The 11359-nt window shown below is 76.5% G+C and carries 12 protein-coding genes, 2 tRNA genes and 1 other RNA gene; 6 read left to right on the top strand and 9 right to left on the bottom strand.

Going from position 1 to position 11359, the window contains the following annotated elements; genetic code table 11:
- The 3 genes from MY526_RS16915 to MY526_RS16905 form a co-directional block, all read right to left on the bottom strand.
- Positions 1–1742 (bottom strand): DNA polymerase III subunit gamma and tau (locus MY526_RS16915; RefSeq protein ID WP_436704611.1); only part of this gene is annotated, 1742 nt, incomplete at its 3' end.
- Positions 1743–1818: 76 nt separating this feature from the next.
- An RNA gene (ffs, locus tag MY526_RS16910) (signal recognition particle sRNA small type) lies at positions 1819–1914 on the bottom strand.
- 118 nt (positions 1915–2032) lie between these two features.
- Positions 2033–2117, bottom strand: a tRNA-Ser gene (locus MY526_RS16905).
- Between the two features lie 152 nt (positions 2118–2269).
- Here MY526_RS16905 and MY526_RS16900 point away from each other — a divergent pair.
- On the top strand, positions 2270–2617 hold the full coding sequence (locus MY526_RS16900; protein WP_436689020.1) for a hypothetical protein: 348 nt from the start codon (positions 2270–2272) through the stop codon (positions 2615–2617).
- Between the two features lie 37 nt (positions 2618–2654).
- A complete protein-coding gene (locus tag MY526_RS16895) occupies positions 2655–4310 on the top strand; it encodes a protein kinase domain-containing protein (RefSeq protein WP_436704610.1) in 1656 nt (551 codons plus the stop codon).
- A 52-nt stretch (positions 4311–4362) separates the two neighbouring features.
- Here MY526_RS16895 and MY526_RS16890 read toward each other — a convergent pair.
- From MY526_RS16890 to MY526_RS16870, 5 genes are all read right to left on the bottom strand, one after another.
- A tRNA-Ser gene (locus MY526_RS16890) sits at positions 4363–4450 on the bottom strand.
- Positions 4451–4460: 10 nt separating this feature from the next.
- Positions 4461–4925 carry a nucleoside deaminase gene (locus MY526_RS16885; protein ID WP_436689016.1) on the bottom strand — a complete coding sequence of 155 codons (465 nt, stop codon included), beginning with the start codon at positions 4923–4925 and terminating at the stop codon, positions 4461–4463.
- Positions 4926–5076: 151 nt separating this feature from the next.
- Complete coding sequence (locus tag MY526_RS16880; protein ID WP_436704608.1) at positions 5077–5781, bottom strand: HAD-IA family hydrolase; 705 nt, start codon at positions 5779–5781, stop codon at positions 5077–5079.
- Entirely contained in the window at positions 5778–6275 is a 498-nt protein-coding gene (locus tag MY526_RS16875; protein ID WP_436689011.1) for a tRNA adenosine deaminase-associated protein, read from the bottom strand. Before MY526_RS16875 ends, MY526_RS16880 begins: the two co-directional genes overlap by 4 nt.
- Positions 6272–6934 carry an O-methyltransferase gene (locus MY526_RS16870; RefSeq protein WP_436689007.1) on the bottom strand — a complete coding sequence of 221 codons (663 nt, stop codon included), beginning with the start codon at positions 6932–6934 and terminating at the stop codon, positions 6272–6274. The genes MY526_RS16875 and MY526_RS16870 overlap by 4 nt, the downstream gene beginning before the upstream one ends.
- 43 nt (positions 6935–6977) lie before the next feature.
- Between MY526_RS16870 and MY526_RS16865 the strand changes: the two genes are divergently transcribed.
- From MY526_RS16865 to MY526_RS16850, 4 genes are all read left to right on the top strand, one after another.
- On the top strand, positions 6978–7421 hold the full coding sequence (locus MY526_RS16865) for a PaaI family thioesterase (RefSeq protein WP_436704606.1): 444 nt from the start codon (positions 6978–6980) through the stop codon (positions 7419–7421).
- A complete protein-coding gene (locus tag MY526_RS16860; RefSeq protein WP_436704604.1) occupies positions 7418–8341 on the top strand; it encodes a prephenate dehydrogenase in 924 nt (307 codons plus the stop codon). The genes MY526_RS16865 and MY526_RS16860 overlap by 4 nt, the downstream gene beginning before the upstream one ends.
- A 38-nt stretch (positions 8342–8379) precedes the next feature.
- Positions 8380–8613: a DUF2630 family protein gene (locus tag MY526_RS16855; protein ID WP_436689003.1), complete on the top strand. Its 234-nt coding sequence runs from the start codon at positions 8380–8382 to the stop codon at positions 8611–8613.
- Between the two features lie 183 nt (positions 8614–8796).
- Positions 8797–10386 (top strand): VWA domain-containing protein, encoded by a 1590-nt coding sequence (locus MY526_RS16850; RefSeq protein ID WP_436704602.1) that lies wholly within the window; start codon positions 8797–8799, stop codon positions 10384–10386.
- A 4-nt stretch (positions 10387–10390) separates the two neighbouring features.
- On the opposite strand, the gene MY526_RS16845 is transcribed toward MY526_RS16850, so the two are convergent.
- Positions 10391–11311, bottom strand: coding sequence for a glycosyltransferase family 9 protein (locus MY526_RS16845; protein ID WP_436688999.1), 921 nt, complete (start codon positions 11309–11311; stop codon positions 10391–10393).
- Positions 11312–11359 lie beyond the last annotated feature (48 nt).

The raw sequence follows: 11359 nt of genomic DNA, 5'->3' as shown, positions 1-11359 counted from the left end.
GCCCTGGGGGGGGCCGGCTCCACCCGGGTCCCCGCCGCGGCGCCCGCCGCGGGACGCGCGGGGTGCGGCCAGTCCTCGTCGTCGGTCGGCTCGGGCGGCAGCGGGATGTCGGGCTCGCCGGCGGCGACCCGCGGCTGGTCCGGCGGTGCGGGCGACGGCTCGGGCTTCTCGGCCGCGGCCGGCGCGGGCCGGGCCGGCGCCCCGGACCCGGGCAGGGTGGTCTCGGGCCAGCCGTCGACCTCCGGCGGGCGGCTCGGCGCCTGCTCGGTCGCGGCGGCCGGGGCCGCGACGGGCGGTGCTGCGGGCGCGGACGGAGCCGGTGCGGACGGTGCCGGAGCGGATGCCTGCGACCGGCGCACGAACTCCCGGCGCGACCCGGACGACTGGTCCGGGGCCGGCGCCCCGGCCGGCTCGGGACGCGCCGGGGCCTCCCGGACCGGGGCCTCCCGGACCGGTGCCTCCCGGACCGGTGCCTCGCGAACCGGTGCCTCCCGGACGGCGGCCTCGCGGACCGGCGCCTCCCGGACCGGCGCCTCCCGGACGGCGGCCTCCGCGACCGGGCGACCGGCGTGCTCGCCGGCGATCGACATCCGCCGTTCCAGGCGCTCCAGGCGCTGCAGGGTGGCCGCCGCCGAGTCGTCGGTGGCGGGCAGCAGCATGCGGGCGCAGACCAGCTCGAGCAGCAGTCGCGGCGCCGTCGTCCCGCGCATCTCGGTGAGCCCCTCGTGGACCGTGTCGGCCATCCGCGAGAGGGTCGCCGAGCCGAGCGCCCGGGCCTGGGAGCTCATCAGGTCCAGCCGGTCGGGCGGGCAGTCGAGCAGGCCGTTGCCCCCGGCGTCGGGGACGGCGTCGAGCACGATGAGGTCGCGCATCCGGTCCAGCAGGTCGGTGGCGAAGCGACGGGGGTCGTGCCCGGCCTCGACCACGCGGTCGACGGCGCGGAACACCGCGGGCGCGTCGTGCGCGGCGAGGGCGTCGATCGTCTCGTCGAGCAGCGCGTCGTCGGTGACCCCGAGCAGGCCCACCGCGCTCTTGTAGGTGACGCCCTCGGGCCCGGCGCCGGCCAGCAACTGGTCGAGGATGGACAGCGAGTCGCGCACCGAGCCGCCGCCGGCGCGCACGACCAGCGGGAAGACCGTGGCCTCGACCTGCACGCCCTCGGCGGCGCAGGTCTTCTCCAGCAGGCCGCGCAGCGTCGTCGGCGGCACCAGCCGGAACGGGTAGTGGTGCGTGCGCGAGCGGATGGTGGGCAGCACCTTGTCCGGCTCGGTGGTGGCGAAGACGAAGACGAGGAACTCCGGCGGCTCCTCGACGACCTTGAGCAGGGCGTTGAAGCCCTGCGTGGTCACCATGTGCGCCTCGTCGACGATGTAGACCTTGTAGCGGCTGCTCACCGGGGCGAAGAAGGCCCGTTCGCGGAGGTCACGGGCGTCGTCGACCCCGCCGTGGCTGGCCGCGTCGATCTCGATGACGTCGAGCGAGCCGGGGCCGTCGGGCGCCAGCGCGACGCACGAGCCGCAGACGCCGCAGGGGGTCGACGTCGGGCCCTGCTCGCAGTTCAGCGACCGGGCGAGGATGCGCGCCGAGGACGTCTTGCCGCACCCGCGGGGCCCGCTGAAGAGGTAGGCGTGGTTGATCCGCCCGCCGTCGACGGCGTTGACCAGCGGGGTGGTCACGTGCTCCTGGCCGACCACCTCGGCGAAGGTCGCCGGGCGGTACTTCCGGTAGAGCGCCAGTGCCACGCGACGAGGTTACGTGGCGGGTCGGACGACGCCGGGAGGCCCGGGCGCGCGTTCCGCCGAGATCGGTGCCGGGGGATGAGAGGACCCCCCGCGCACCCGCCAGAGCCCGCTTATCCTTGCTGCCTTCCGGCCCTGGGGAGGTTCACAGGGTGACGCCACGCGAGGGGTCGTCCCCCACTCTAGGTCACGTCCGGCCGGACGCCGCCACGACCCCCCGCCGGCTTTCCGCCACCTGACGGCCGCACGCGCTGAGGCCGGGCCCCGCTGCTGCGCGGGACCCGGCCTCGGTGCGGAGGATGGGAGATTCGAACTCCCGAGGGGTTGCCCCCAACCCGCTTTCCAAGCGAGCGCCATAGGCCACTAGGCGAATCCTCCACGTGCGCGGGCCAGGATACCGGGAGCCGGTGTGCCGGTCAGCCACCGCACCCGGAGCGACCGTCGCGCCGGGGGTGGTTATCCGTCGGTGGACTGGGGAAGGCTGGTCCGGAACGCCGATCCCCCGCCGCGGCGCCACAGGAGGAAGCCCCATGAGCGAGACCGAGCAACTCCGGCCCGACGTCGTGGAGGCCATCGTCGCGGTGCTCAAGGGCGCCGACCCCTCGGGGCTGCCGCCGTCGGCCACCCGGGAGGAGAAGGACGCGGCGAAGGACCGCTACCTCTCCGAGTTCGTCGCCGAGCGCAGCAAGCGCGACCGGCAGACGCGCGCGTGGGAACTGCTGCTCACCCGCAGCTACGACGAGCCGCCCACCTGGCAGCGGCTCTTCGACGACCTCTCCCCCGACGTGGTCGACGAGCTCGGCGAGCTGTACGACGCCCTGCCGGCGGGGGCGCAGGAGGAGTACGCCCGCCGCTACGGCGTCCCCAGCGGCGTCTGACCGGCGCGGTGTCGGCGCAGGGCGGACGGAACGGAGGGTGAGCGCACCCGGCCACCTCGTGGGCGGGCGCTACCGGCTGCTCGCGAAGGTCGGCGGCGGGGGCATGGGCGCGGTGTGGCGGGCCACCGACGAGGTCCTCGGCCGGCAGGTCGCGGTCAAGCAGGTCGTGCCGGCGGCCGGCGCCGACCCCGCGGCGCTCGAGCAGCAGCGTCAGCGTGCCCTGCGCGAGGGCCGGATCGCCGCGCGGCTGAGCCACCTGCACGCCATCTCGGTCTACGACGTGGCCCTCGACGAGGCGGGGTCGCCGTGGCTGGTCATGGAGTACCTGCCCTCCCGCAGTCTGGCCGAGGTGCTGGCCGAGGACGGCGTGCTGCGCGTGGACCAGGTCGCCCAGATCGGCGCGCAGGTGGCCGACGCGCTGATCGCCACCCACGCGGCCGGCATCGTGCACCGCGACGTCAAGCCGGCCAACGTGCTCATCGGGGAGGGTCCGAACGTCGACGGCCTGGTGAAGATCACCGACTTCGGCATCTCGCACGCCACCGGCGACGTGACGCTGACCCAGACGGGCCAGATCACGGGCACGCCGGCCTTCCTCTCACCGGAGGTGGCGCAGGGAGCCGAGATGACTTCGGAGAGCGACGTCTTCTCCCTGGGCGCCACCCTCTACACCTGTCTCGAGGGCGAGCCGCCCTTCGGGATGGACGACAACGCCCTGCGGCTGCTGCACCGCGTGGCCGCCGGGCAGGTGACGCCCCCGCGCCGGGCCGGGTCCATGACGCAGGCGCTGACCCGGATGCTCGCGACCGACCCGGCGGCCCGCCCGACGATGACCGAGGTCCGCGACGAGCTCGCCCGGCTCGCCGCGGGCCGCGACGGCGACCCGACGACCGTCCTGCTGGCGCGGACGATCCTGCGCTCCTCGACGAACCGGCAGCGGACGGCGGAGTTCGGCGCCGACGTCCTCCCGGCGGCGAAGGCCGGCGCACCGCGCACGGCCGTCCACGAGGTGCCGACGGCGCAGCCGTCCCCTCCGCCGCCCGCGCCCGGCCCCCCGCCCGGCCGGCCCGGCGCGGCCCCGGTGGTCACCGCCCGGCCGCGCGGACGCCGCTCGAGCCTGATCGCCGTCCTGGTGCTGGCCGTGCTGCTGGTCGTCGGGGGCGTCGCCTGGCTGGCCACCCGCGGCGACGACCCCGAGGGGACGACGACCGCCGACGCGACGCCCACCTCGGCCGCCCCGGACGACGAGCAACCGGCCGCGCCCAGCGAGCCGGAGCCGGCCCCGTCCTCCGGTGGGGGCGACGAGACGGCCGCCGACGACGCCCCGGCGCCCGACGAGGACGCACCGGCTCCCGACGACCCGACCGCCGTCGCGGAGCAGACCCTCGACGAGTACTACACGCGGCTGCCCGACGACCCCGACGCCGCGTACGCGATGACCGGGCCGACGCTGCGCGCCGCCGCCAGCGCGGGCTACTACCGGGACTTCTGGTCCCCGTGGTCGGAGGTCGAGCTCGAGGACCTGCGGGACGTCGAGGAGCAGGGCGGCGGGGCGGTCACCGCGACGACGGAGGTGCGCTTCACCCGGGCCGACGGCAGCGGCCACACCGAGCTGCACGAGGTGCGCTTCGTCCCGTCCGACGACGGCGGGTGGCTGGTCGACCTCGACCGCTACGTCCGGACCATCGGCTGACCCCGGAACGACGGGAGCCGCCCCGGGGACTCTCGTCCCGGGGCGGCTCCGCTGGCGGTGGCGGTGGGATTTGAACCCACGGAGGCTTGCACCTCACACGCTTTCGAGGCGTGCTCCTTCGGCCGCTCGGACACGCCACCGCCGAAGAGACTACAGGCCCCGCTGGCGGCGGAAGAACGCGCGTAGGAGCGCGGCGGACTCCTCCGCGCGGACACCGCCGGTGACCTGCGGCCGGTGGTTGAGCCGGCGGTCGCGGACGACGTCCCACAGCGATCCGGCCGCGCCGGCCTTCGGGTCGTCGGCGCCGTAGACGACGTGGTCGACCCGCGCGAGCACGCTGGCGCCGGCACACATCGTGCAGGGCTCGAGGGTGACGACGAGCGTCGTCCCGGTGAGCCGCCAGCCGTCGCCGTGCACCCGGGCGGCGGCGCGCAGCGCGAGCACCTCGGCGTGCGCGGTCGGGTCACCGCGCTTCTCCCGCTCGTTGGCCGCCTCGGCCAGGACCGCGCCGTCGGTGCCGAGGACGACCGCGCCGATCGGCGTGTCCCCCCACTCCACGGCGCCCGCGGCCAGCTCCAACGCGCGGCCCATCGCCGCATCCAGGTCGGGGGTCACCGGGTTGCTCCCGGGGAGCTCGTGCTCTGCCCACCACCGTGGGCAGAGCACGAAGGAGGGGACCCGGCACATCCCCGCGGAGGCTCGTGCTCTGCCCAGCATCGTGGGCAGAGCACGAGCACCCGCAGACAGAGGTGTCCCGGGGCCGGGGTCACGACGCCGCGCCCCGCGGGGACGAGCCCGGCGGGGAGGGCTCCAGCGGGATGCCGACCAGCGCGGACAGCTCGGCCAGCGCCGCGGCCGGGTCGACCACCTTGATCGTGTGCATCCCGAGCGCGCGGGCCGGCTTGAGGTTGATGCCGAGGTCGTCGAGGTAGGCACAGTCGCCCGCGCGGATCGGCCAGCCGACGGCGTCGGACAGCCGGGTCAGCGCACGCCGGTAGATCTCCGGCTCCGGCTTGCGCACGCCCTCCACCGAGGACTCCACGACCGCGTCGAAGGACGCCAGCAGCTCGCCGAGCCGGCCGGTGCGCTCCATCGGCGCGACGTTGTTCGACAGCAGGGCCAGCGGCACGCCGGCCTCCCGCAGCCGCCGCACCGCGGCCACCATCGCCGGCCGCAGCTCCCCCGCCAGGGCGGCGAGCACCCGGTGCGCGTCGAGCCGGTGCCCCGCGGCCAGCGCCTCGGCCTCGAAGGCGTCGACGAACCCGGCGGCGTCAAGCTCGTTGCGCTCGTACCGGGCCCAGGCGTTGGCGTCGGGGTCGGTGCTGTTGAGCCGCCGGATCAGCCCCTCGGGCAGCCCCACCTCGGCCTCGTAGGCCGCGAACGCCGGCATGGGGCTCTCGGTGAGGACGCCACCCAGGTCGAACACGACGGCGCTCACGCGGGCGGTGCCCTGGCCGCCGTCCGCGCTCACGGCCGCACCGCCGCGGCCAGCTCGTCGGCGAAACCCAGCCGCCCGGCGATCGCGGCGACCATCTCGTCGGCCCACAGGTCGTCGGCGGTCACGATCGACCGCAGCTGCTCGGCCGGCAGCCCGTAGTCGGCGAAGACGTCGAGATCGCCTCCGGGCCAGCCGGTCTCGTCGTCGTCGAACGCGCCGTCGGCGTCCACGGCGATGCCGTAGCGCTCCACCGCCTCGGCGGCGAGCACCCACTCCTGCATGGTGGCGTCGGAGACCAGGGCGCGGACCAGGCCGCCCGGCCCGTGCCGGAGGACGACGAAGTACAGCCGCGAGTCGACGACGATCACGAACGGCCCCGGCCAGGCGTCGGCACCCGGCTCGCCCAGGGCCCGCTCGAGCACCGGCAGCTCGTCCCCGGCGTCGGCGGCGAGCAGCTCGACCCGCCAGCGCCCCTCCGGGCGGCTGACCCGCACCGCCCAGCTCCCGCGGGCGTCGGGCCCGGTCACCGCTTGCGCAGCATCGTCAGGCCGTCGGCCAGCGGCAGCAGCACCGTCTCCCAGCGCGGGTCGGCGGCCAGGGCGGTGTTGAGGTCGGCGATCGCCCGCTCGTTGTCGCCCTGCGGATCGAGCACCCGGCCGCCGGCGAGGGTGTTGTCGAGCAGCACGACGCCGTTTCCGGTCATCCGCGGGTGCAGCTCGTCGACGTAGTCGGGGTACCCGGTCTTGTCGGCGTCGACGAACGCGATGTCGAACATCGGCTCGGCCGGCAGCGCCCGCAGCGACTCGTGCGCGTCCCCCAGCCGGAGCTCGATCCGGTCGGCCAGACCGGCGCGCGCCCAGTAGCGGCGGGCGATCGCCGTCCACTCCTCGCTGACGTCCAGGCACAGCAGCGAGCCGTCGTCGGGCAGCCCGCGGGCGACGCACAGCGCCGAGAACCCGGTGAAGGTGCCGATCTCGATGGCCCGGCGGGCGCCGAGTGCCCGGGTGAGCAGCTGCATGAAGGCGCCCTGCTCGGGCGCGATCTGGAACGTCGGGGGCACCTCGCCGCGGTCGGCCAGGGCCGCGGTCTCGGCCAGGAGGTCGGCGGCGACGTCGTCCGGCGGCTCGGAGGCGGCCCGGACGTAGTCGCCGAGCTCCGGGGTGAGGAGGAAGGACCGCGGCGTCATGGCACGTGAGGGTGGAGGAGCGCGGAGGTCATAGCCTCTGATCATGGCCGATCAGCCGCCGGACGACGGTGCCGACGTCGACCCCGCTCTCTTCGCCCGGCTGGCGGCCGACCCGCTGGCCGGGCACCTGGGCATCGTCCTGGAGCAGGTGCGTCCCGGCTACGCCCGCGCCGCGATGACCGTGGGCCCGCAGCTGCTCAACGCCGTCGGCACCGCGCACGGCGGCGCGACGATGGCGCTGCTCGACGTCGTGCACGCGGCGGTGAGCAACAGCCACGGCACGGTGGCGGTCGCACAGGACGTGCACACCGAGTTCCTCGCGCCCGGCCGGCCCGGGGACCGGCTGGTCGCCGAGGGCACCGAGGTGCACCGCAGCAGCCGCACCGCCGTCTACCGGATCGACGCCCGCGCCCAGGACGGCCGGCTGGTGGCCACCGCGCTGGCCCGCGTGTTCCGCACCGAGCGCCCGTGGGAGTCGCCGGCATGACGTCCTCCTTCCCCGTCCCGACGATGCCCGCGCCCCCGGTCGGCGTCGTCGGCCTGGGCCAGCTCGGCGGGTCGCTGGCCGCGGCGCTCGTGGCGGCCGGCCGCGAGGTCACCGGCTGGGACGTCGACCCCGCCGCCCGGGAGGCCGCCGCCGCGCGCGGGGTGCGGATCACCCGCGAGCTGGAGGGGGTGGTCGTCCTCGCCGTCCCGCTGCCGGCGATGGCGGGCGCGCTCGAGGGCCTCGCGGTCGCCCCCGACGCGACGGTGACCGACCTCGGGTCGGTCAAGGCACCGGTGCTGGCGCAGCTGCGCCCGGTGCACGGCGGCCGGTTCGTCGGCGGGCACCCGATGTGCGGCACCGAGCGCTCCGGGCACGAGGCGACCGATCCGGCCCTGTTCACCGGCGCCCGCTGGGCGGTGTGCCTGGAGCCGGACACCGAGCTGCCTCGTTGGCTGCGGGTGGCCGAGGTGGCGCTGGCCGCCGGCGCCGAGGTGGTCCCGGTGACCGCCGCCGAGCACGACGACGCGGTCGCGGCGATCAGCCACGTGCCGCACCTGCTGGCCGCCGCGCTGGCAGCGGCCGCCGCGGAGGCCGGCCCGCTGGCCCTCGCGCTGGCCGCGGGCAGCTTCCGCGACGGCACGCGGGTCATCGCCAGCGATCCGGCGTTCGTCACCGCGATGGTCGAGGGCAACGCCGGGCCGACGGCGGCGGCGCTGGCCCGGGTGCAGGAGCAGCTGGCCCGCCCGTGGCCGGAACTGATCGCCGCCGGGCACGCGGTCCGGGCGGGGACGCCGGCCGGGCGGCGGGTGGTGCGCGTGCCGCTGGACCGCAGTGCGCTGCTCGCCCTGGGCCGCGCCGGCGGAGCGGTGAGCACACGGCTGGCCGCGTTCGTCGAGGGCTGGGTTCCCGACGCCGGCTGAACGGTTGTGCCCGCCGCGGGGCGGGCAGGGAGGGCGACATGGACGAGAAGGATCTGCTCAGCCGCATCCACTCCCTGGTGGAGGAGGAGCACCAGCTGCGGGAGGCCGGGGACCACACCGACGACCAGCGCTCCCGGATGTCCGAGCTCGAGGCACAGCTGGACCAGTGCTGGGATCTGCTGCGCCAGCGGCGCGCCAAGCGCCAGTACGGCGAGGACCCCGACGAGGCGTCCGCGCGGCCCGAGCAGCAGGTGGAGGGCTACCTGCAGTGACGCGGTGCCGGGCGGGCGGTGACCCCCCGTTGCACTACGGGACGTCAGCGGACGCATCTACTCTGTGAAGGGCGGTCGTGGGGGTCGCCGACGACGCCCTGACCAACCGACGGGGGAGCTGCGCGCATGGGTCGCCACGCCGAGAGCAGGACCGGACGCCGGGGCGGATCCCGCTCACCCCAGGTGCTGACCGCGCTCACGGTGGCCGCAGTGGTGCTGGTGGCGGGCGGGATCACCTGGTGGGCGGTCGGGTCCGGCGGCGGGGACTGCGAGCGCACCGACGTCGTCCGGGTGGCCGTCGCCCCGGAGCTCGCGCCGGTCGCCGAGGAGGTTCTCGGCGGCGCCCAGGGGCTGCGGGCGGAGGACTGCGCCGGCGTCGAGGTGAGTGCCCAGGAGCCGCTGCAGACCGTCGGCGACCTGGGCGCCCTGGAGGCCGGCGACCTCCCGCACCTGTGGGTGCCCGACTCCTCGCTGTGGCCGGCCCGCGCGGGCGACGTCCCGCTGGAGGTGGGCGAGTCCGTGGCCACCTCCCCGGTGGTCCTGGCCACCAGCCGGGCGGCGGTCGACGCGCTGGGCTGGACCGACCGGGCGCCGGGCTGGGGCGAGGCGCTGGCCGGACGGCAGGCGCTGGCCGTGCCGGACCTCGCGACCAGCGCCGAGGCCCTGGCCGCCCTCAATGCGGTGCGGACCGCGCTCGGAGCGGACGAGGACGCCGACAACGCCGTCGTCCAGGCGGTGCTCGCGGCCGAGCGCGGGCCGTCGATCTCGCCCTCCGAGGCGCTGGCCGCCGGCAGCGGGGACGCGGCCGACGCACCCCTGGTGCCGGTCAACGAGCAGGAGGTCTACGCGATCAACCGGGGCGCCGAGGACTCCGCCCTGGTGGCGGTCTACCCGGGCGAGGGCTCGCCGTCGCTGGACTACCCGCTCGTCCGGGTGGGCTCGGCCTCCGGTGCCGACTCGGCCGCGGTGAACGCCGCGGTGCGCGCCCTCACCTCGGACGCCGCGCGCACCGCCGTCCTGGCGGCGGGGTTCCGGGACGCCGACGGCGCCGCTCCCCCCGAGGCCGGCGAGGCCACCGGCATCCAGGAGGCCGCGCCCGAGGCGCTGCTGCTCGACCCGGCCCAGGTGCAGGCGCTGCTGGCCCAGCTGTCGGAGCTCGCCGACCCCTCGCGCATCCTCACCGTCTTCGACGTCTCCACCTCGATGGAGGCGCCCGCCGGGAGCGGCACCCGCGCCACCCTGGCCCGCGACGCCGCCAAGAGCGCGCTGTCCCTGGTGCCGGGGAACTTCTCGCTCGGCCTGTGGGTGTTCGCCAACGAACTGGAGGGCGAGCAGGACTGGACCGAGCTGGTGCCCACCCGCCAGCTCGACGCCGAGGTCGACGGCGGCACCCAGCGCGACGTGCTCGACGAGCAGCTGGACACCATCCCCGACCGGCTGACCCCCGGTGGCACCGGCCTGTACGACACGACGCTGGCCGCCGTCCGGGCCGCCCGGGCCAACTTCGACCCGACGGCGGTGAACAGCGTCCTGATGGTCACCGACGGCACCAACGACGACGAGGGCCTGGAGCTGGCGGCGCTGCTGTCGACGCTGCGCGACGAGGCCGACGACGAGCGGCCGGTGAAGGTCATCGGCGTCGCCCTCGGCCCGGACGCCGACCTCGCCGCCCTCGAGGAGATCGCCGCGACGACCGAGGGGGCGGCCTACTCCGCCGTCGACCCGACCGACCTGCAGACCGTCCTCTTCGACGCCCTCCGCCAGCGCGGCTAGCTCGTCAGGTCCGGGCGAGCAGCTCGGTCAGGGCCGTCGTGACCTCGTCGACGGTCACCTCGTCGAGGGCCGGGTCGAGCTCGGTGCCCCAGGGGTCGCCGGTGCCGTCGCCGTGCCACAGGACGACGTGCTGCGGCCGGTCCGGCGGGCCCCACAGCGCCGGTGACACCGGGCCGAACAGCACCACCGACGGCCGCCGGTAGGCGGTGGCGAGGTGCGCCATCCCGGTGTCCCCGCTGACCACGACCCGGGCGCGGGCGACGACCGCCGCCAGCTCCGGCGCCGACGTGCGGCCGGCCAGCACGGCCTCCTCCCCCAGCCCGGCGGCACCGGCCACCTCGCGAGCGAGCGGCACCTCGGCCGGGCCGCCGGTCACCCGCACGTCGAGGCCCGCCGCGGCCAGGTGCCGGGCGACGGCCGCGAACCGGTCCGGCGGCCAGCGGCGGCCCGGGAAGGCCGCACCCGGGTGCACCAGCGCGACGCCGTCCGGCGCCGGGACGGGGACGTCGGGCACGACGAGGTCGAGCGCGTCCGGGTCGGCCGCCACGCCCAGCCCCTCGGACACCAGCCGGCACCAGCGGCGCACCTCGTGCTCGTCGGGGTACCAGGTGGGGCCGGGGTAGCCGGGGCTGCCGAAGCACAGCAGCCGGCCGGGCCGGAGGTCGGCCACGACCACGTGCGAGGCCGGACCCTTGCCGTGCAGGTCGACGGCGAGCTCCGGCGGCGGACCGCGCCAGTCCAGCGGCTCCAGTTCGCGGGCGGGCAGCACCTCGTCGACGGCGTCGATCAGCCGGGCGAGCGGTTCCAGCGCCGTCGTCGTCGCCAGCACCAGCCGGTGGCCGGGCACGGCGGCCCGCACCGCGCGGATCGCCGGCACCCCGGTCAGCAGGTCCCCGAGCCCCAGCGGCCGCAGCACCACCGCCACCGGCTCCCCGTCACCAGGGACTTTCCGCGCCGAAAGTCCGCCTTGTGG

The organism is Geodermatophilus sp. CPCC 205761, from assembly GCF_051383655.1.
In the GTDB taxonomy this organism is placed as follows: Bacteria; Actinomycetota; Actinomycetes; order Mycobacteriales; family Geodermatophilaceae; genus Geodermatophilus.
The sequence above is the reverse complement of the archived record's forward strand: the minus strand, read 5'-3'. Positions and strand labels throughout refer to the sequence as shown.